General features: G+C 63.0%; 21 protein-coding genes. 2 read left to right on the top strand and 19 right to left on the bottom strand.

Annotated elements, in window-relative coordinates:
* Window positions 1-15 precede the first annotated feature (15 nt).
* From LRX75_RS00105 to LRX75_RS00025, 17 genes are all read right to left on the bottom strand, one after another.
* The gene (locus tag LRX75_RS00105) at window positions 16-1,083 is read right to left on the bottom strand and encodes a substrate-binding domain-containing protein (RefSeq protein ID WP_231811189.1); all 1,068 of its coding nucleotides are present in this window, start codon (window positions 1,081-1,083) and stop codon (window positions 16-18) included.
* A 17-nt stretch (window positions 1,084-1,100) separates the two neighbouring features.
* Window positions 1,101-2,102, bottom strand: coding sequence for an ABC transporter permease (locus LRX75_RS00100; RefSeq protein WP_231811188.1), 1,002 nt, complete (start codon window positions 2,100-2,102; stop codon window positions 1,101-1,103).
* A gap of 549 nt (window positions 2,103-2,651) precedes the next feature.
* Window positions 2,652-3,215, bottom strand: a complete 564-nt coding sequence (locus tag LRX75_RS00095; RefSeq protein WP_231811187.1) for a ketopantoate reductase family protein — start codon at window positions 3,213-3,215, stop codon at window positions 2,652-2,654.
* Window positions 3,146-3,733 (bottom strand): ketopantoate reductase family protein, encoded by a 588-nt coding sequence (locus LRX75_RS00090; protein ID WP_231811186.1) that lies wholly within the window; start codon window positions 3,731-3,733, stop codon window positions 3,146-3,148. The genes LRX75_RS00095 and LRX75_RS00090 overlap by 70 nt, the downstream gene beginning before the upstream one ends.
* 105 nt (window positions 3,734-3,838) lie before the next feature.
* The gene (locus LRX75_RS00085; RefSeq protein WP_231811185.1) at window positions 3,839-4,165 is read right to left on the bottom strand and encodes a Dabb family protein; all 327 of its coding nucleotides are present in this window, start codon (window positions 4,163-4,165) and stop codon (window positions 3,839-3,841) included.
* Window positions 4,166-4,457: 292 nt separating this feature from the next.
* Window positions 4,458-5,399, bottom strand: coding sequence for an ABC transporter permease (locus LRX75_RS00080; RefSeq protein ID WP_231811184.1), 942 nt, complete (start codon window positions 5,397-5,399; stop codon window positions 4,458-4,460).
* A 34-nt stretch (window positions 5,400-5,433) separates the two neighbouring features.
* A complete protein-coding gene (locus LRX75_RS00075) occupies window positions 5,434-6,939 on the bottom strand; it encodes a sugar ABC transporter ATP-binding protein (RefSeq protein ID WP_231811183.1) in 1,506 nt (501 codons plus the stop codon).
* A 65-nt stretch (window positions 6,940-7,004) separates the two neighbouring features.
* Window positions 7,005-8,162, bottom strand: coding sequence for a sugar ABC transporter substrate-binding protein (locus LRX75_RS00070; protein WP_231811182.1), 1,158 nt, complete (start codon window positions 8,160-8,162; stop codon window positions 7,005-7,007).
* Between the two features lie 305 nt (window positions 8,163-8,467).
* Entirely contained in the window at window positions 8,468-9,532 is a 1,065-nt protein-coding gene (locus LRX75_RS00065; protein WP_231811181.1) for a maleylacetate reductase, read from the bottom strand.
* Window positions 9,533-9,534: 2 nt separating this feature from the next.
* Window positions 9,535-10,419 (bottom strand): dioxygenase family protein, encoded by an 885-nt coding sequence (locus LRX75_RS00060; RefSeq protein ID WP_231811180.1) that lies wholly within the window; start codon window positions 10,417-10,419, stop codon window positions 9,535-9,537.
* Window positions 10,420-10,434: 15 nt separating this feature from the next.
* The gene (locus LRX75_RS00055) at window positions 10,435-11,493 is read right to left on the bottom strand and encodes an SDR family oxidoreductase (RefSeq protein ID WP_231811179.1); all 1,059 of its coding nucleotides are present in this window, start codon (window positions 11,491-11,493) and stop codon (window positions 10,435-10,437) included.
* A 4-nt stretch (window positions 11,494-11,497) separates the two neighbouring features.
* Window positions 11,498-12,481 carry a zinc-dependent alcohol dehydrogenase gene (locus tag LRX75_RS00050; RefSeq protein WP_231811178.1) on the bottom strand — a complete coding sequence of 328 codons (984 nt, stop codon included), beginning with the start codon at window positions 12,479-12,481 and terminating at the stop codon, window positions 11,498-11,500.
* Between the two features lie 13 nt (window positions 12,482-12,494).
* Window positions 12,495-13,508 (bottom strand): Gfo/Idh/MocA family protein, encoded by a 1,014-nt coding sequence (locus LRX75_RS00045; protein ID WP_231811177.1) that lies wholly within the window; start codon window positions 13,506-13,508, stop codon window positions 12,495-12,497.
* Window positions 13,505-13,789, bottom strand: coding sequence for a YciI family protein (locus tag LRX75_RS00040; protein ID WP_231811176.1), 285 nt, complete (start codon window positions 13,787-13,789; stop codon window positions 13,505-13,507). Before LRX75_RS00040 ends, LRX75_RS00045 begins: the two co-directional genes overlap by 4 nt.
* A 21-nt stretch (window positions 13,790-13,810) precedes the next feature.
* On the bottom strand, window positions 13,811-14,578 hold the full coding sequence (locus LRX75_RS00035) for an SDR family NAD(P)-dependent oxidoreductase (protein WP_231811175.1): 768 nt from the start codon (window positions 14,576-14,578) through the stop codon (window positions 13,811-13,813).
* A 3-nt stretch (window positions 14,579-14,581) separates the two neighbouring features.
* Window positions 14,582-15,655, bottom strand: coding sequence for a 2,3-butanediol dehydrogenase (locus LRX75_RS00030; protein ID WP_231811174.1), 1,074 nt, complete (start codon window positions 15,653-15,655; stop codon window positions 14,582-14,584).
* Between the two features lie 36 nt (window positions 15,656-15,691).
* Window positions 15,692-16,480, bottom strand: a complete 789-nt coding sequence (locus LRX75_RS00025; RefSeq protein ID WP_231811173.1) for a glucose 1-dehydrogenase — start codon at window positions 16,478-16,480, stop codon at window positions 15,692-15,694.
* 526 nt (window positions 16,481-17,006) lie between these two features.
* On the opposite strand from LRX75_RS00025, the gene LRX75_RS00020 reads away from it, so the two are divergent.
* Window positions 17,007-17,912 (top strand): NAD(P)-dependent oxidoreductase, encoded by a 906-nt coding sequence (locus LRX75_RS00020; protein WP_231811172.1) that lies wholly within the window; start codon window positions 17,007-17,009, stop codon window positions 17,910-17,912.
* 102 nt (window positions 17,913-18,014) lie between these two features.
* Complete coding sequence (locus LRX75_RS00015) at window positions 18,015-19,715, top strand: extracellular solute-binding protein (RefSeq protein WP_231811171.1); 1,701 nt, start codon at window positions 18,015-18,017, stop codon at window positions 19,713-19,715.
* 306 nt (window positions 19,716-20,021) lie between these two features.
* Here the strand turns inward: LRX75_RS00015 and LRX75_RS00010 are convergent, their stop codons facing one another.
* Together LRX75_RS00010 and LRX75_RS23375 are read right to left on the bottom strand one after the other, a co-directional pair.
* Entirely contained in the window at window positions 20,022-20,213 is a 192-nt protein-coding gene (locus tag LRX75_RS00010) for a hypothetical protein (RefSeq protein WP_231811170.1), read from the bottom strand.
* Window positions 20,162-20,677 (bottom strand): Lrp/AsnC family transcriptional regulator, encoded by a 516-nt coding sequence (locus LRX75_RS23375; RefSeq protein ID WP_420851114.1) that lies wholly within the window; start codon window positions 20,675-20,677, stop codon window positions 20,162-20,164. The genes LRX75_RS00010 and LRX75_RS23375 overlap by 52 nt, the downstream gene beginning before the upstream one ends.
* Window positions 20,678-20,762 lie beyond the last annotated feature (85 nt).

Here is a 20,762-nt window from a genome sequence, read left to right as displayed (position 1 = left end):
AGGACGGCCTGTCGATCAGCGGCCGACAGCTTTGGCCTGGTCTTCCGGAGACAGCTCGGACGACATGTAGATCGCGCCCGGCAGGTCCTTGCGGCACTGGACGGCGTTCGGTTTGCCGGACACGGAGTCCTCGTAGGCCGGAGCCTCGAAGATGTCCGCCGTCGGCTTTTCGCCGCCCGTGGCGAGAGCCACGGCCCACTGCACGGCGAGCCGGACATTGTCATTGCCGGTCGCGACGGTGAACAGCTTGAAGTCCGGGTTGCTGGCCTGGCTTTCCTGCCAGAAGCAACCGAGCGAGTTGCCGTCCGAGGTCGCGATCGCCGGAATCGACCGGCCCTGCTTCGTGAAGGCCGCCAAGGCGCCGACCAGAGACGGGCCGAAGTCGGAGACGATCACGTCGATCTTCGGATTCTTGGCGATCTCGGCGGTCAGCACCTTCTGCGTCAGGGCCGGATCCCAGTTCGTGACGCCGAAGGGTTCCGGGTTCACAAACACATATTCGGCGCCCAGCACGCTCTTCAGGCCCTTCAGCTCGTCCAGACCCTGGCTGTTGCCGGCCGGGCCACTGAGAAACAGGACATTTCCGCCTTTGGGCAGAACGCTCTTGATCCATTTGCCCCAGGTCACGCCATCGTTTTCGAAGGAGGAGCCGATGAACTTGGCGTAGTTCTTCCCTTCCTTGCCGCCGACGGCGACGCGGTAGGGGACGATGACCTTGCCGGCCTTGTGGACGCTGGTGATCGCGGGCAGCACGGCCGGTCCGGCATCGCCGAAGACGACGAGCGCATCAATTCCCTTGGCAGCCATGCCCTTGATGTCAGAGATCGCCTTCTGCGTATCGCCCTGACCGTCGGCATATTCATATTTCGTGATGCTGGGGCAGAGATCGACCACCTGCTTGCCCGACGCGGTCGTCACCTGTCGCCAGCTGTTGCCGCCGTAGCCATCCAGCAAAGCGAGGGTCGCCTTCTTCGGCCCGCACCAGGCGGGCGGGGCGGCCTTGGCGATGCTAACGCTCCCCATCCCCGCAATGATGGCCCCGGCAGAAACAGTCAACATCTTGGCAATCGTCGAATACGTCATGTTCTCTCCTCCACAGATTATGTTCCAGCCGTTTTTTTGAAGCTTACCGTCCAGCGGAGCGAGTAAACACCGATGCCAAAACCCAGGGCCAGAGCCTGGATGATGGTTTGAGCCGAGTAGGGCACGCCGACTGAGAGTGCGAACTGGCTCAATTGGTTCAGGAAAAAAGCAGCGATAACCGTCGAAATGGGATAGCCGCGACCGCCCAGCAGCGATGTACCGCCAAGGACGACGACCGCGACGGACGGCAACAGGAGACTGTCGCCCTGAAAGGCCGTTGGCTCGCGCGTGATGCCGGCGATGAGAATGCCGGCGAGGCAATAGAGAAGCTGGGCATAGACGTAGGCCATCATCTGATGGGTGCGCACGTTGAGCCCCGCCGCACGACCCGCCGGCGGGCTCGCGCCGATCGCCTCGAACCGCCGGCCGGCGACGGTCTTCTTCAGGATGAACGAGACGAGGGCGGTGGCGGCAACGGTGAAGAGCACCGCATTCGGTAGGCCCAGCGTCTCCCCGCCTGCGATCTCGGCCAGAAGATTGGTGGTGATCGAGGGAACGCCGCCCGAGGTTGCGAACACCGCACCGTAGAGAAGGGCATTGACGCCGATCGTCGCGATGATCGCGTTCAACCGGAAGACACTGACGAGAAGGCCGTTGAGGAAGCCGGCGGCAAGCGCGAAGGCGAGCGCCAGAAGAACCGCCTGATAGAGCAGACCGTCATCCTGTTGCGGATAGTGGGTCGATACGACCACGGCCAGCGACACGGCACCCGGCAGGGAAAGATCGAAGCCACCGTGCTGAACGACGAGGAGCTGCCCGAGCCCGACGATGGCGATGATGGCGGCGAATGGGAGGCTTCCGGAGAGGGCTCCCCAGGAAACGCTCGATGGTGCCAGGATGCGGCAGAGGACCAGAAGCACCAGCGTCGAGAAGACGACGGTGACGAAACTGCGCGCCAGAGGCATGGCAAACAGGGCCTCGCCGTCCGGCTTTGTCGGCGCGTTCGTCCGCGCGCTCATGCTGCGCAACCCTGCGAGTTCATCATGTCGTTCCTCCTCCTGCGTTCTGACGGCTTCGGCTTGATCGCCCGGATCCGGTGTGTCGGCCCTCGACGAAAGTCGTCCAGGGATCCCTCGCCCGTATTTTCAAGAAACCCCGTCGATTTCTTCGTATCGAGAGCTACTGTTCGCCTCCTCCAAGGCTTCGGCCGACGTCTGTCCAAGTACGAAAACACAACCTAATTTAAGTGCGCAGTCGTTCTGCACCACGTGCAACCACGTCGCACTGGCTCTCGCAGACCATTACTTGTAGGCTTTCGTATCGTAGAGAGAGCGGTTCCTCCTAAACCGCTATCCGGCAGCTTCATGCATTTCCGCGCGTGTGGAAAGAATGAAAATATCCGGTTTGGATAACTGTCAAAACGTGCTGTGGCGGAACGCTTCCGGCTGCCCGAATGTGTCTTGATGGCGGGTTCATGCGCGCGAAGGTTTGTCGCAGGCGCGACCGAAACCGCGTCCGCCATTGCCTGTTGACCGGGGTCGTGACGGGCCAAATCACCCGCTCACGCATCAAGACCCTGCGGCTATGCTTCCTCGCGCACGCCCGGCAGCCTCGCTCGCCTCGATCAGACCTTTTGCGTTGTCGGGCCCGGCCTTCAGCTTGCCGCTCTCGATTTCGAAAGCGATCTCCACGACGCGCTGGTTAACCGGGGCTGGCTGTCCGTGCGCCTTGAGGATGTCCACGACCCAGCCGTTGACCTCCTGGATCTCGGCCCGCCGGCCCTTGCGCCAGTCCTGCAGCGAGGTCGTCAAGGTATCGGCCTGCGAAAAAACCGTCAGCACCTTCTCGAAGATCTGATCGACATAGCGCTCGGGGTGGTTGGTGGTGACGGGCGGCATGCCGATGATCGGAACGATCGTCGCACCATCGGCGAGGGCTGCATGGATGGCTTCGTATCCGGCCGCGCGCATGACCTCGAGCATGCCGGGCGCGCGGGCAGCGTCGCCGAGCGGCATGTCGATGATCGCCGAGGGGATCAGCTCGGCGGCGTTCACCACCAGCTTCATCCACTTGGCCGAGCGGATATCGTCGAAGACTTCCACCGTGCCCGAGTGGCGCAGCAGCTCCGCCACGGCCTCCACGCGCGGCTGGGTCTTAGGGTCAGCGCGCCAAGGGCGAACCACGACGTATCGTGGTCGTTCTGGCGATTGGTGATGCCGGGCTTCCACATGTTGGAGGCTATCTCGATCACGGCGCCGATGGTTCGCTCGCGCCCGACGATAGCCGCGATGTCCTCATGCGTCATGCCGTTCTGGAGACCGATAATGAGGCCGTCCTTGGCCAGAACCGGCTCGATCAGCTGGCAGGCCCACTTGGTGTCGTAGGCCTTCACGACGAGGAACACGAGATCGAACGGCTCCTTGACTTCCGCCACCTCGCAAAGATGGAGGGCCGGCACCTGTGCGTTGATCGTTCGCGACGGCAAATGGACCGTGATGCCCTTCTCGCGGATGGCGGTGACGTGATCCGGCCACTGCTCGATGAAGGTGACGTCGAGCCCGGCCAAGGCGAAGTCCGCGCCGATCGATGCGCCCTGCGCACCGGTTCCCAGAAAGGCGATCCGTGGTCCGGCGTCTGTGTCCCAAGTCATGCTCGGTCTCCGTGTGCGCGCGGCAGAGCGGCGTTGAGCGCTCGGCCAGTGTTTCGTTCGGCGCGTCGGGCGGACGGCCGGACACGGCGGCGGGTTTCGTCGCGTCTAGTCTTCCGTGGAAGCTCGCATCGCTCCGGCGGGATAATCGACTTGATGTCGTGCAATGCGCAGGCCTTCCAATTCCGCCTTCACACGATGATGCGCCGGGTGATCGGCATAGGCATCGAGCGCCTCGATGCTGTCGAACTCGGAGTAGAGGACGACATCGCAGGCATAGGAAATACGGCTGATATCGATGCCGATCTCCAGCAGTCGCAAGCCGGGGATATTTCCGGCGAGAGCTTCGAACTTGGACTTGATGATGCGGGCTGTCGCCTGCTTTTCCGCAGGCGTTTCGCCCCGCACGTCCCACATGACGATATGCTTGATCATTGGCGATCTCCTCTTTCCCTCGATCGCGTGAACGTCATCCCTCGACGGTGATCGGGCGGCCGGTTGTGATCTCTTCAGGAGCGCGCATCCGGGTTCCGAGAAGGTTTCCGATCAGGATGCGATGTCGGCAGCCTTTTCGCCGCCCGATCGTTCCGCCCCGTGCCGACGTGATCGGCGATGTGCGACGCGCCGGCGGCGGAGAGGCAGGTCACCGTCGCCTCCCACAGAGCTGCGACCTTCCTCATGATGTGCTTTTCTCCCATCGTGCAGCCTCCCGAGCAGCAGCCTTTCCTTACTTGACGATCTGGTCCAGCCGCCCACGTTTGGTGGTGACGAGAACCGCCAGAATGACCACGGCGCCGCGAATCCCGATCTGGTAGAACGAGTCCACCTGCAGCAGAGTCATTCCGTTGGCGAGAATGACGATGACCAGAACCCCCAGCACGGTGCGAAGCGGTCCGCCGACACCGCCCGTCAGCGAGGTTCCGCCCAGGACAACGGCGGCAATGGTGTCGAGGAGGAAGGGGTCCCCCATGCCCGGGGCCGCGGAAAACGTCCGGATTCCCAGGAGGATGCCGGCAAGTCCCGAAATCAGTCCCGCAACCGTGAAGACCAGAACCTTCAGCTTGACCGTCGAGATGCCGGACATGCGCGTCGTCCGCTCGTTATCGCCCATGGCGTAGATGTACTGGCCGAACCGCGTGTATTTGGCCACGAAAGCGCAGACGACCAGGATCGCGATCGCCCAGAGACCGATTTTCGGAAAGGTTCCGAAGACCACGCCGCCCGCCAGAGCGCTCGACACCGGCGTCGTCCAGGGCAGAGGCCGTCCTCCCGACACGATCAAGGCGAGACTCTGGAAGATGAACAGGGCACCGAGCGTCACCAGAAAACTCGGCAGCTTCAGCACGGCGTTGAGGATGCCGTTGAAGGCACCGCACAAGGCCCCGACCAGCAGCCCTGCGACGATGCCGGCCTCTCCGACGACCGGTACGAGCGTGATCGCGCAGACGGCTGCCAGCGTCATGACCGCGCCGACCGAAAGATCGATGGATCCGATCAGGATCACGAACGTCACGCCCATGGAGGCCACCAGAAGCACGGACGACTGGCGAATGATGTTCCAGAGATTGGGCCAGGTCAGGAAGGCCGGCTGCATCAGCGAAAAGAAAATGATCAGCGCCAGAGCGGCCAGAAACGGGGTCAGCTTGCCCAATTTGTTGATGTCGTACATGAAAATCCTCGGGTCTCGCGTTGCGGCGGGTTGTTCAGAACATCATCGCGATGACGTCCTGCTCCTTGGGTTTGTGATCCGCCGGCGCCGGCACCGGGCTCGATATGCGGCCGCTCGAAAGGAAGTGGATGGTGTTGGACATTTCGATGAGTTCAACGAGATCGTCCGAGATCAGCAGGATGGCGCACCCCTTGTCGGCGACGTCGCGAAGCAGTCTGTAGATCTCCTCTTTGGCCCCGGCATCGACGCCACGCGTCGGATTGTCGATGATCAGAAGGCGCGGATTGCGGGCGAGCCATTTGGCGAGAACGACCTTTTGCTGATTGCCGCCGCTGAGCGCTCCGACCAGCGTGTTTGCGCTGGGTGCCTTGACGCGCAGCTCCGTCATCCGCTCGGCGACGAAGGCGTCGGCCTTGCCGTAGGCCACCACGCCGTTGCGGGTGAATTCGTCCAGCGACGGCAGGACGATGTTGTCCCGGATCGATCGACCGAGCATCACGCCATCGAGATGCCGGTGCAGCGGAACATAGCCTACACCCCGCTGGATACGGTCCGACGGCGAGGAGGCGATCACGTTCTCGCCGAAGATCGTCACGCCACCGCGGGCACGCTCGACACCGAGGATCGCTCGGCCAAGCTCCGTCTTGCCCGATTGCACGAGACCGCCGATGCCGAGGATTTCGCCCTCCCGGACCGTCAGCGAGACATCCTCGAACTGATCCGACGAAAAATGGGAAAGCGTCAGAACCGGGGCTCCGAACGTGGTGCGCTGCCGGTCGGTCGCGTAGAAATCCGTCAGGCGGGCCCGTCCCACCATCAATCCGTGAAGTTTGGCCTCGGTCGGCTCCCGAACATGGTCATCCACCACGCGTCCGTCCTTGAGGACGAGAACGCGGTCGCTGAGCTTCAGCACCTCTTCCAGACGATGGGAGATGAACACGATGGAGGCGCGATAGGTCGATTTCAGCCGTGCGACGATGTGATAGAAAAGCTCAAGCTCCGAACCCGAGAGGGACGCCGTCGGCTCGTCCAGAAGGACCAGCGGATGATCGATCTTCAGGATTTCCGACTGAGCGACGACCCGCGCGATTTCGATCAACTGGCGCGTCCCGAAATTCAGGTCCCCCGTGATCGCCGCCGCATCCAGACGAATTCCGAGACCCGCGAGAATGCGCGTCGCCTCGGTCTGCATCTTCTTGAACTGGACGATCCCGAAACGGGTGAAATGCTCCTCGAGGCCGAGAAACAGGTTCTGGTACACGGGATAGACAAGGATGAGCGACTGTTCCTGGTGCACGCGGGACACGCCGGACAGCGTCGCCTGGCGCGGCGTATCGAAGACAACCGTCTCGCCATGCAGGGACAAAGACCCTGCGTTCGGCTGCTGCAGACCGCAGAGAATGTCCAGAAGCGTGCTCTTGCCGGCACCGTTTTCGCCCACCAGACCAAGGGTTTCGCCGTAATCGATGGAAAAGGAGACGTCGCTGAGTGCGGCGACGCCCGGATAGGTTTTCGTTACGTTGCGAAGTTCGAGATGCATGATCGTCCGCTTTCGTCCCGGAGGGAGACAGACCGGGTCGCTGTGCCAGCAACCCGGTCATCGGCTCAGGAGAACCCGAGAACCGTCTTCTTCGCGCGGGTAAGCCCGGTCACCGCGCTCAAGGGACCGGGCGCGGAATGTGCCTTGTACATCGCATTGAGCTTGTCGACGTTTCCGGCCTGGATCGACGCCGCGACCTTCTCCGGCAGCGTCCAATCCGCGGGCTTCAGCGACGTCATGGACTCGATCTTTCCCCAGAAGTTCGAGGGATCGATGACCTCCATCCCCCATTGAACCTTCCAGTTGTCGCCGTTGGCGTGGCGCGACATGCCCTTGAAGTCGAAATCGATCCGGCCGCTCGGGTCCATGGCTGCGAGGTATTTCTCGGCAGCTTCGGGCGAGTCCAGGAAGAGTGAGTCGAAGTAGCGCATCTTCTCAAGGGGATCGTAGTTGACGCCTTCGAGCGCATCGTAAAGCGTCACGACGGAATAGCCGGTCATGAAGGGGGCGTTGATCGACACGGTGCCGAGCGCACTCTCGTCCTCGCGCATCCGGTTGAGCATTTCGCGCGTGGCGTCGTTGCCGGCCGTCACGATCGAACCCGTCAGTCCGCGCTCCCGAAGGACGTCGAGAACGGCAATCGCCGTGTCGTCATTGTAGGAGATGATGGCTTTGACGTCGGGATGCGCCGTCAGCAGGTTCTCGACCACCGGTCGCGCTGCGACTCGGTTCTCACCGCCGGGTTCGTTGGCAACCAGCGTGATATCCGGATTTTTGCCGAGAGCGAGCTGGACCCCGGCCATGCGGGAATCCGCCGAGAAGTTGCCGGGCAGTCCCCCGACATAGAGAACCTTGCCCGTGTTGCCGATCTTGTCGAACAGCGCCTGCGCCATCGCCGCGATGCCACGGATATTGTCCGGCTGGCTGTAGAGAAGGTAAGCGTCGCCATAGGCGGCATCGTCGGCGTGCAGCCAGGCAGCTGTCGAGTGCGCATTTGCCAGCTTGATCCCGACCTGACTGGCCGTGGCCGCGAGGGCCTTGATGACCTCGGCGTTCTGAGCGAAGGTGACGACCGCGTTGACACCCAGAGACGGCGCCTGTTCGATCTGGGAAATCTGCTTCTCGATCGAGTCCTCGAAGGTCTGGGACATGTATTTCAAACCGAGCTGCTCGGTGGCGAGTTTGCAGCCCGCGTCCCATCCCTGCCAGTATTCGTTGGCCATCGTCGGGAACGTGTTAAGAATCGTGATGGTCTCGTCCGACGCTCGCGCCGTCTTCCGCAATAATGCAGGCGCAAAAAGTGCGGACCCTGCAAAGACGGCAGTATTTTTAAGCACAGAACGACGGCTTAAGCCGCCACTGTCGTGGCTTCCCATGGTATTCTCCTCCCGTAGACGCCTCTCCACCAGGCGTTTTCTCTGACTGACTATGAGAAATTCAGGACGTCATTTGAAGCGCGTTTTTATCCATTCTGGACTTTCAGACCGTGATGAGGACGACGAAGCGATCCGCCCGAGCAGCCTTGCGGCTAGGCGCGGCTTGGCCGGACGCCGTCGGTGGCGTCCGTGAGCAGGGCGCGAAGTCCGTCCCGGTTCAGCGGCCGTGGATTCCAGTAGGCGTTCGTCAGGGCCTGATCGACGGCCTCGTCGATGCCCGTTCTCGGCATTCCCAGGGATGCAAGGTCCATCGTGGCGCCAAGGCCCGAGGCCAAATCGAAGAGACCGGTTGCTGCCTCCTCGGCGCCCAGGGCCTTTGCCACCCGCGCCATCGCCTCCGGCGCGTCCGATCGATTGTAAGCCACAGCATGCGGCAGAACCGCGGTGTGCATCGGCGCATGCGGGAGGTTGAACATGCCGCCAAGCGTGTGACAGAGCTTGTGATGCAGGGCCATGCCCACGGACCCGAGACAGACGCCGCACAGCCACGCACCATAAAGCGCATCCGCGCGCGCCGCGCGATCGTCAGGCTGTGCGGCAATGGCGGGGAGCGATCGCGCGAAGGCGGAGATGCCCTCTTCGGCGAGAAGGGAGATGATCGGGTTCGCCTCGCGCGCATAGAGCGCTTCGACGGCATGGGCGATGGCGTTGAGCCCGCTGGTCACCGACATCGACACGGGCAGCGTCACCGTCAGGTCGACGTCGTAGACGATGACCTCGGGAAGAATGCGGGCATTGGATGTGGTGACTTTCCGGCCGTTCTCCGTCTCACCCAGGATCGGCGTGGCCTCGGATCCAGCATAGGTGGTGGGAACGACGATCTGCGGCAGATCGGTGCGAAAGGCGATGGCCTTGCCCAGACCGGTCGTCGAGCCGCCACCGATCGAAACGACCGCATCGGCACCGAGCCTCTCGACCATGCCCATCGCGTCGGCGGTCACCTCGACCGGCGTATGCATGGTCGCCTTCGAATAGACCCCGGCGACACGCGCGCCAAGGTGACGCGCAATCTCCTCCGCCTGCCCGACCTGCTCCGGCGTCGAGAGCACGAGCAGACGCGTGACGCCCAGGCGGTCGGCCTCGTCTCCGAGACGCGCGACCGTTCCGCTGCCGAAAATGACCCGGCCGGGATGTCCCGTATAGATGAAGTCTTGCATGGCTAGCTCCCGTCGCTGTTGGTCAAGGGTACGAGGAGGAAGTCGAAGTCGGACCGCCAAAGCGTCTCGCCGTCCTCCACCCGCGCAAAGGGCGCAACGAGCGTCTTCTTCACGCCGAAGACGGCATCGGACGTCAGATAGGGATCGCCGCCGACGAAGGTGTGCGTGACCAGCTTCTGGAAGCCGTCGGCGCGGATCATGTAGTGCATATGGGCCGGGCGGTAGGGATGGCGCCCGAGATGGGCCAGCATCTGGCCGACAGGGCCGTCATCCGGAATGGGGTAGGAGACCGGCTTGATCCCGACGAAGCTGTAGGCGCCATCCGGGCCCGTGATGAAGACCCCGCGATTGTTCCACTTCGGCTGCGTCTCGGGCTGCTGCACATCGTAATAGCCCTCCGCATTGTCGGACCACACATCGATGCGTGCCCCTGCGACCGGACGGCCCTCGAGATCCAGAACCCGCCCGACGAAAAGGCAGCTCTCACCCTTCCCGTCGAGACAGATCCGGTCGCCCATGTCCCGAACGGGCGCGCCCTCGACATGGAAGGGTCCGAAGACCGTGTTTTCGGTCGCACCCTCCGGCCGGCGGTTGTTGATCGCATCGACCAGCATGGACAGCCCGAGCGTGTCCGACAACAGAATGAACTCCTGTCGCTCGCCGCTGCAGATCTGCCCCGTCCTCGTCAGGAAGCCGACGGCATATTCCCATTCCGCGGAGGTCAGCTCGATGTCGCGCGCGAACTGGTGAAGGTGCTTCACGAGGCTCGCCATGACGATCGCCAACCGCGGCTCCACATCCGCCCCCATACGGGCATTGACGGTGGCCACCGAGTTCTCCTCGGTGAAATAGCCGATGGCCGGCGGTTGCGTGTCGGTGTCGGTCATGGCGTCTCTCCTCGATTACGGAATGATGCGGTCGGCACGAAGCCGATCGAAGGCATCCGTGAAAGACTCGGTGGTGTCCTGGTAATCGAGAAAGCCGAGCTTTCTGCTGCGCGCCATGTCGTTGAACGTCTCGACCTGACGCCCGAGATCGGCGTCCGTATGCCAGAACGAGGCGACCCTGGAGAGCGGAATTGCCTTCAGATCGTGCCGGGCAACGATGCGTTCCCAGATTGGGCCCGCATCCGCCATTTTCGACTCGAGCGGCTCCGTCGCACCGGAATAGGGTGCTGCCTCGATCCCGAAATAGGCGGCGATACGGGGCCACAGCCATTTCCAGCGGAAGATGTCGCCGTTGACGATGTTGAAGGCCAGATCCGCCGCCTCCGGCGTGGTGGCGGCCCAGGCCAGTTGCCGGGCGAGAATGCGGGCGTCGGTCACGTCGGTGGCCGCCTGCCACTGTTCCGGAGAGCCGGGGAAGCTGAACGGCATCCCGGTTTCCTTGCAGATCGACGCGTAGATCCCGAGCGTCGCGGCCATGTTCATCGCGTTGCCCACCGCATAGCCGATCAGCGTATGGGGCCGATGCACCGACCAGGTGAACCCTTCCCGCGCAGCGGCGCTGAAGATCTCGTCCTCCTGCACGTAGTAGAAATTCTGATTGGGAAGCCGGGCCTGCTCTTCGCGGAAGGGGGTTTCCGGCGCAACCTTCGCATAGGACTCGAAGGGGCCGAGATAGTGCTTGGTCCCGGTGACGAGCGCGACATGGCGAAGGCCGCGTCCGCGAAGCGCGTCGAGCACGTTGCGCACGATCCCACCATTGACCTTGCAGTTCTCGTCCTCGGTTTCCTGACGCGACCAGGCGGTGATGAAGACATGCGTGGGATGGACGCCTTCGAGCGCGCGGCTGACGGACTGGGCGTCCGTCAGGTCGCATTTCAGGGTGCGGACGCCCGCAAGCGGGCTCTCGGAGCGCGAAAGCCCCGAGATGGTCCAGCCCCCCTGTTCCAGCAGATGCTCGGCAAGATTGCTTCCGGCAATGCCCGTGGCACCGACGATGAGCGCGTGATTTTCCATGAGGTCAACCGTTCAAAAGAGTGATCTTGATGCTCTTGGTCGCGTCCTTGCCGAAGCCGAAGGCCGCAACCGCATCGGTCAGCGCATAGTCGTGGGTCTGGATCGGCGAGAGATCGATGCCGGTTCTCTCCAGGAAGCGGATTGCGGCGGGCCAGACGCCGGGGGAGCCGATGCAACCCTTCACCGTCAGGTTCTTCATCTGAATCTGCCCGATGACGACGGGAACCTGCCGGCCGATATTGATGCCGACCATCGACATGCGACCATCTTCCCGCGCGTAGTCGAAGGCCGCCGCGAGCGAGGCATCGTGTCCGGATGCCTCGATGACGAGATCGGCCCCGTGGCCACCGGTCATTTCGCGAATGCGGTCGGCCGCGCCGCCGTCGGATGGGTCGATCGCGGCATCGGCACCCAGTCTGAGCGCCACGTCGCGACGCGCGGCCAACGGATCGACGACGATGACGCGCGCTCCCATGCCGATGGCGGCTGCCGCCGAAACCAGCCCGATCGTGCCGCCGCCGGAGACGACCACCGTTTCACTCGCATTGGTGCCGCCGGACCGCAGGACGGCATAGTAGCCGCAGGTGAAAGGCTCGATCAGAGCGGCCTTCTTGTCATCCACGGCGTCCGGTAGTTTGTGCAGCCATTCCGGGTTGACGTTGAAGAACTCCCGATCGGCACCGCTCAGCGAAAAGCCGAAATGATGAAGTCGCTCCGGCGTGCGCACCACGCACTCGCCGACGACGCGATCGCCGACCTTGAAGCCCGTGACGTTGCGCCCGACATCGACGATCTCGCCGCTCCATTCGTGTCCCGGGGTAACGGGATAGGAGATGGGAATGATGTAGCGTCCGGCGAGAAGCTCGTAGTCGGAATGGCAGATGCCGACGGCGCGGGTCCGCACGAGCACCTCGTTGGGGGATATATCCGGCATCGCCGCGTCGATGATGACGGGCTTGTCCGGCGCTTCGAATACCAGAGCCTTCATGCTGATCTCCCTGTCAGAGGTTCTCGACGGCGCCGGAGCGCGCGGACCGGATGATCGCTTCGAGAAGCGCGATGTTGTTGATCATGTCCTCCCCGGTGATGGGGTAGGTTTCGGTGCCCCGCACGGCACGGGCAAAGGCGCGCAGGTTGTCACGGACGGGCTCGGCCGGCGCGACCTCGCGCACCGTGATCGGCTTGCCCTTCCAGCCCTCGGTGACGATCCAGCCGTCCGGCGATTCCACGTGGGCCTTGTCGCGGACCTCGATCCAGCCGAGCGTGCCGAACACGGCAAAGCGCGAGACGAAGGGCGTCGCCAGCGTCGCCGAAACATAGGAGGAGCCGCCATTCTCGAAGCGGATATGGGCGCTCATGGTGTCGCCCTGCGGAATGCTCGACGCCAGATTTTCGCAGACGACGCGCACGTCCCTGGCCGGCCCCATCAGCTTGACCGAGAGATCGGTCAGATGGATGCCCGTGGCCGTCATGCCGCCGGCCGGTGCCTGTTCGGCGTTCAGCCGCCAGTTGGACGGGTCGAGACCCAGAAACTTGTCATGGCTGAAGTTCGCCTCGATCTGAAGCAGCCGGCCGAGCTTTCCGCTTTCCGCGGCCTCCAGAATCTCGGCGATCGGCGGCTCGAAGCGGCGTTCATGCCCCATGCCGAGCACGAGTCCCGCCTGCTCGCAAAGGGCCACAGAAGCCTCTGCGTCGCGTCGCGTCATCGCCAGAGGCTTCTCGCAGAAAACATGCTTGCCGGCTGCGACCGCCTGGGCGATCTGGCTCTGATGCAGCGAATGGGGCGTTGCAAGGATCACCGCCTCGATCAGGGGATCGTTGAGCGCATCCGCCAGATCGGACGAAAAGCGGATCCCGAGATTCTCGGCGAATGCGGACGCCGCGGGATCGGGATCGATCCCGCGCACGAAGTGCATCTCCGCGCCGCCGGCGTTGACCAGCGTCGCCATCTTCTTGCCCCACCAGCCGAGCCCGACGATGGCGGCAACCACGGGCTCCTTCTCGATCATGGTCATCGGTTGTCCACCCGCTTGCTGAACGGATGAATATTGACGGACTTCCAGACGCCGGCGGATGTGAAGGGATCGGCCTTGTTGAAAGCGACGATCTCCTCACGGGTGTCGGCTTCGAAGAGGAAGAGCGAGCCGATCATGGTTTCATGGTCGTCGGCCAGAAGCGGACCGGAGATGACGGTCTTGGTCTTTCCCGCTCCGAGATAGGCCTTGTGGGCATCGTAGTTGGCGAGCCGCTTTTCAACGGCGTCGGGATGGTCGAGGCAGTGAACGATGAAGTGCATGGAAAGACCCTCGGGGTTTGATCAGGAAATCGAATAGCCGCCATCGACCATCAACAGCTGGCCGGTAATGCCGCTCGACGCGTCGGACAGGAGGAAGGCAACGCCGGAAGCAATCTCGTCCGGCCGGATGAGACGGCCGATCGGCGTGTCGTCGAGCCACTGCTTCATGACGGCAGGCTGGGTGCGACCGACCTCGGCCAGCATGACGGTATCGGTGTAGCCGGGACCAACGGCATTGACGCGGACGCCGGTCTTTGCCCATTCGGCGGCGAGGACGCGACACATATGGGCGACGCCCGCCTTCGAGACGTCGTAGCCGACATGCAGCTCCGGCCGGACGGACTTCACGCCCGCGATCGACGCCGTCATCACGATGGCGCCCCTGCCCGCCTCGATCATCGACCGGCCGAACGACTTGACCGTCCAGAAGACGCCGTCGAGGTTGACGCCCATGACGGTTCGCCAATCCGCTTCGGTGTGATCGATGGCCGTCCGCTCGTAGGACATGCCGGCATTGGCGAAGATGCCATCGAGCGTCCCGTGCTTTTCCTCGACCGATCGGGCCGCCGCCGTCACGGAGGACAGGTCCGCGACATCGAATGTCACGGCATCGGCCTTTCCGCCGGCGTTAAGGATCGCGTCGCGTGTCGCCTCGACGGCCGCGTCGCGATCGGCTGCGATGACCGTGGCACCGAGGGCTGCAAGATGCCGTGACGTCGCGCTGCCGATGCCGCCTGCGGCGCCCGTGACGAGAATCGTCCGGCCGGTGAGATCCATGGGGTTCTTCATCGCTCAGCCCTTCATGTTCACGAGAATTTTCATGTGCGACGCGTTCGGATCGATGAGGGCCTCGAACCCTTTCTCGACCACGTCGTCGGGAGAGATCTGCGCGGTGACGATCTGCTCGACCGGGAAGATGCCGGCGCCGATCATCTGGGCGATCCGCGGCCAGATCGTCACCGGGTAGCACCAGACGGCCTCGACCGTGATGTCCTTGAGCGCCCAGAGCATCGCGTCGATCGACGCCGGACGGACATGGAGCCCGACCTGTACGACCGTGCCCTGCCGTTTGACCGCCTGGGCGCAGAGATTGAGAGAGGCTTCGGCGCCCACGCATTCCAGCGCCACATCGACGCCCACGCCCTCCTCGGTGTGGTCGCGAAAGAGCGCTCCCGCATCCGTTTCCCGCGGATCGAAAACGATGGCTTCGGGCACCAGCTTCTTGGCGAGCGCCCGCCGGTTGGCGTTGGGTTCGGAGACGAAGATCGTCGTGGCGCCGGCCGCCCGCGTGGCCAGCAGAACGAGCGCGCCGATCGGGCCGACGCCGGAGACGAGAACCGCGCTCCCCGCCTCCACGCCGCCGCGGTCCACACCATAAACCGCCACGGCTGCCGGCTCGATCATCGCCGCCTGAACGTCGCTGACGCTGTCGGGAACGGGGAACACATTATAGCCGTTGACAACCGCGCGTTCCGCCATGCCGCCCCATTCCCAGGACAGGCCGAAACAGGCCATCTTCTCGCTGAGGTGGTAAAGTCCGCGGCGACCGTAGTAATCGTCGCGCGGGGAGATGAGCGGCTGAATGGAGACGCGGGATCCGGGCGACACATGGGTTATGTTCTTGCCGACCGCGACGACGCGCGCCGACAGCTCATGTCCGAGAATTTGCGGCAGCACCGCGCCGGAATAGACATGCGGCGCGCTCGGCGTCACGATGGGACCGGCGATGTACTCGTGAATATCCGTCCCGCAGATGCCGCAGACCAGCGGCTCGATCAGGACCATGTCGTCTCCGAGCGGCCCCGACGGGGCCGGAACGTCTTCGACGCGGATATCCTTCTTGGTGTAGTATCGAACCGCCTTCATGGTCATTCCTCCAGTATGGTATGATCTGTCGGGCCCTCAGATGAGGACCATGCCGCCATCGACCATCACGGTCTGGCCTGTGATGTAGTCGGACGCGGGCGATGCCAGGAACGTGGTCACGCCGGTGATGTCCTTGGGCAAGGAAACCCGGCCAAGCAGAATGGACTGCGCGAATTCGTTGATGGCCTGCTCCGGTCTGGCGGTCAGCCCGTGCTCCATGAATTCGCGATCGAGTTGCTGCCAGAGCTCCGTCGCCACGACCCCCGGGCCGAAGCAGTTGACGGTGATCTTGTGCTCCGCCAATGCGCGGGCCGCCGCCTGCGTGATCGCAACCACGGCGAATTTCGAAGCGCAATAATGCGCAAAAAGCGGATAGCCCTGTTTTCCGGCAATCGAGGCGGTGTTGATGATCTTTCCGCCCCCGCCCTGCGCGATCATCTGTTTGGCGGCCTCCTGCGTGCCGATCAGCACGCCCAGCCCGTTGATCGTCATGATGCGGTTGAAATCCTCCTCGGTGACATCGAGGAAAGGGCATGTCTGGCTGATCCCGGCATTGTTGAACATCACGTCGAGCCGACCGAAACGCGAGACCGTCTCGGCGATGAGCGCCCTGACGCTCGCACGATCGGAAACATCGGCATGTGCCGCGTGCGCCTCGCCACCCTCCGCGACGATGGCCGATGCCACAGTGCGAGCGGCGTCGCCGTTCACGTCGGCGATCACGAGTTTCGCGCCCTTCGACGCAAGGTCGCTGGCGATGCCCGCCCCGATGCCGCGTCCGGAACCGGTCACGATGACGACCTTTCCCTTCACCGATTCCGTCATGACTCCTCCTTTTCCGTCTCGACACGTGTCCACCCGATCGTCGCCCCGAACAGCCGTCTCAAACCGATCCCGCTCTTCATCCCGCGATGACGGCTGGCCGGTGCTCACACACAGGACGGGCGACGGCTGCCCGAGACGATGTCTCGGCGCGGGCGCCACGGGAATGACGGTCCATCGATGCTCCTCCTGCGTCGCGGTCAGCGGCAAGATGCACGTCCGCCGAAGACCCGAGTTCCTTCGGAATCGAGATCTTCAACATCGGTGCGGTGCCGTGACGCTGCATTCCTCCAACGCAACGTCTTGCGAACGCTTACGAAGGCTAGTTGATAAATATCCCGGGCCACAAACCCAATATTGTCCGAAATGGATATTTTAAGCCGAGCATTCTCCTTCCAGCTGCTCATAGTGCAGACGTGGAGGCCCCACCGAAATCGGAGAAAACACGTGTTTCGTGGGGCAATGGGTTTCTCATAATGGACGGTCGACAAGCGCTTTGGACGGCCATCCGGAAAGACGGGAGGACAGAATGAGCGAAGAATTCTCGGTCGGTTGGGCGGGAATCGGCAAGATGGGCGGCCCGATGAGCCGCCGTGTCCTCGATGCCGGTTTTGCGCTGCACGTCTACGAGCCCTTGCCCGAGAACCGAGCGACGATCGTTGCGGAAGGTGCGAATGTGGCGCATTCGCTCGAGGATCTCTGTGCAGCCTCCGACGTCATCGTTCTCACGATCCCGAACGACGCCGTCCTGCGGGATCTCGTCTTTTCCCCCGGCGGTCTCGCGAGCGTCATGACGGCCGGTCAGACGCTCGTCGAGATGAGCACGGTCTCGCCCGCGATCTCGGCCGAGGTCGATGCGGCCATGACGGCCCGGGGTGTCGCCTATCTGCGCGCGCCTGTCTCGGGAAGCACGGCCAGCGCGTCATCGGGCACGCTCTCTGTGCTTGCCTCCGGCCCGGAGAAGACCTTCCAGCGCGTCGAACCGATGTTTCAATGTTTCGCGTCCCGCTGTTTCTATGTCGGGCTGGCGGAGGAAGCCCGTTACCTGAAGCTGGTCCTGAACGCCCTGGTCGGCGCGACGTCCGCCATCCTCGGGGAAGCTCTGACGCTGGGTCTCAAGGGCAACCTGACCGTCGAGACAATGCTCGCCGTCATCTGTGAAAGCGCCGTCGCCTCGCCGCTGATCTCCTACAAGCGCGATCTCTTGGTCGATCGCAACTTCGATCCGGCCTTCTCCGTGTCGCAGATGATGAAGGATTTCGACCTGATCCTCGGCGCCGCCCGGTCCGACCATGTGCCGATGTATCTCGCCTCGATGATCCGGCAGCAATACGAGGCCGCCTATACCGACGGTCTGGCGGAGAAGGACTTCTTCGTGCTGTTCGAGCAGGCCGAGCGCCTGGCCGGCCTGACCCCTCCCGCCGCCGCGGAATGATCGTTCCACGATCGTCCGACAGAGGCCTTGCGCGTTTGCCAGCGTGACCGCACAAGGGGAACGAACGTCAAACGGGTTTGACACGACGGGCGGGAGGCCGACGTGAACGAATATGAAATGCTGCGGGTGATCGAGTTCCTGGAGAGGACGCGACGGCCTTTCCAGGATGTGGTCGGTGTTTTCGACGAGGATCCCGTCTGGCGGATCGTGACCTTCCTCATCAAGTCGCACATCCACAGCCAGACGGTCTCGATCTCCACGCTCGGACAGGAGTCCGGCCTTCCCTATGCCACCTCGATGCGGCTGATCAACCGGCTGATCGACGGCGGCTATATCATCCGGGTGGCAAAGGGGCAGACCGGAAAAAGCTTCGCCCTGCAGCCCAGCGAAGCGCTGCTCAAATCCTTCCAGGCCTATGCCGGCAAGACGAAATCCTTGCTCGCCCAGACGCTCGGGCTGCGCAGCGGCGAGCAGGAGGACGACTATTACTTCGGCGGAACGCCGCTCGGCTCGCATATCATCCCGCCGATGCGGCTCGTGCAGAAGCGGGCGGAATCCCAGATCGAACTGCGCTTTCTTCTCAACAACGACAATTATTTTTCGGCCATGCGCAATATGTGGGCCGACTTCCGCAACAATCTCGCGTCGCGCAAGAATTTCGATCTTCTGCCACTGCCGGATCTCTATCGCCGGGTGCTCGAAAACCGCGAGAACGCCGTCTCCAACTATGACGTCATCGCGATCAACATCCCCTGGCTCGGCGAGTTCGTCGAGAAGGACGTCATCCGACCGATCGATGCGCTGATCCAGAAGACGGGCATCAACCCGCTGGACTTTCATCCCTCCATCTGGTCGACGGCCAAGTGGGATGGCAAGGATTACGGCGTTCCCGGATATTGTACGGTGGAAATCCTTGCCGCCCGGCGCGATCTCTTCACCGAAGCCGGCCTCGACTTCCCGCGCACCTTCGACGACGTGATCGCCGCCGGCCGGCATTTCCACGCGCCTCAACATGGCATGTACGGGGCGGTGTGGGACGGCGCACGCGGCATGCCCATCGCCTCAAGCTTCATGTTCTTTCTGGGCGCGTGCGGCCAGCCGGCAATTTCGCTGCGGAAGACCCGGGCGGGCTTCACGCTCGAAGGGGTGGATATCGAACAGCTGCACTGCACCATCGCGTCCGACGCCGGCCTTGCGGCGCTCGATTTCATGCGCCGCCTGATCGAGATCTCGCCGCCGGATATTCTGGACATGGCCTGGGACCGCGCCCTCGACGTCTTCATGAAGGGGCGGGCAAGTCTCGGCTACTTCTGGACCATGCGGACGGCCCGTTTCGAATATGACGTCCAGTCCGTGGTCAAGCGTCGCGTGGAATATCTGCCACAGCCCTCCGGCCCCGGCGGCACGCGCGCCTCGCCGATCGGCGGCTTCCTGTTCTGCATTCCCACGAACCTGCCGGAGGACAGGGTGGAACTCGCCGCCGACGCGATCGCCTGGATGGCCTCGCGCGAGGCCATGAAGGCGCATGTGAAAAACGGCTTCCCGATCGCCCCCAGATTTTCCGTCAGCGCCGATCCCGAAGCCGCGGCAAGCTCCCCCATCGTGCGTTTCGTCGACCAGCTTGCCAAGAAGAACCTGCTGCACACCTGGCAACGTCCCAACATTCCCCAATACACTGCCATCGAACGGATCCTCGGCGAGGAAGTCCACAACGCCCTCTCCGGCGCCAAACCCGACAAAGACGCCCTCCTCGACGCCGCCCGAGACATCGACCGCCATCTGCGCCGGGGCGGTGCCGGGTAGCCCGACCCGGAACACCCTGCATCCATTCGCGTGATAGCCTGCTGTTTTGAAGACGTTGCGGTATTCCGTGACGGAGAAAGTGCACCCTGCGCGGTTCGGCGACGGCTGATGCATATGGCTTGATGCGTTTGGTTGCCGAGCCCTGAACACGCCGAGACATGCAAAATTGCTGCCTCTATTGTATTTCGAGCCACACACGCCCAGCGCGTCCGCTTGGACTGCATCCATTGATTTCCATGCGAGATCAAATCGGCGCTTCGGTAAGGATTGGCGCAGCGCACTGATCGATAGGTCTCACCATAGTCGTCAAGTAGCCGAGTTATCAAAAACAACGGCGAGATGCTGGCGTACCGCGGCCCAGGAACGCTGATCGGCCATATGATCGTAGACGACGCCGCGTAGGCCGGAGATAACGCCGGCCGCGAGCTTCTCGGCACTATCAGGTTTCAGACCGGGAAGAGCGGCGACGACGCCGGACAGATCGTCTGAAGCGGACATGCTCTCTCCTCGGGCGAAAGGGTAACTGCGATGACTTTAGCAAGAGTCGATCGGCTGCAGCAAGCCAGTGGTTCATCCATCTCCGGAAACGATGTTCTCCGCCCGTTTCTCCAAAGCTTGCACACGCTCCACAAGGGCGGCAGGCGGCGTTTGACGGACTGACCCTTGATCACCGCCGTGCTGGTGACGGCATGGTCGGACAAACCTTCCAACACCGCGTCCATCTCCTCCACAGAGCGCACGACCCGTCGTGCCAGAAACGGATCCTCGCCGGTGATCCGGTCGCATTCGACGATCTCAGGCGTTTCCTGAATGAGCTTTTCCACCAGATGCAGCTTGCCCGGCAGCGGCCGGATGTGCACCAGCGCCTGGATCGCATAGCCGAGCGCGCGCGGATCTGTCTCCACCGTGAAGCCTGCCAAGATCGTGTCCCAGCGAGTGGTGTAGCTGGATTTCGTAGCCATCGGTAATTTCCGGTAGGGTCGGGTTGCTTAGAACCAACCTGAAGGACACCACCGATGACCGACGATATGATGAACCTGCGTTCGC

It is taken from the genome of Rhizobium quercicola (assembly GCF_021168455.1).
GTDB classification, from domain to species: Bacteria; Pseudomonadota; Alphaproteobacteria; order Rhizobiales; family Rhizobiaceae; genus Ferranicluibacter; species Ferranicluibacter quercicola.
This window is presented reverse-complemented; position numbering and strand designations above follow the sequence as displayed.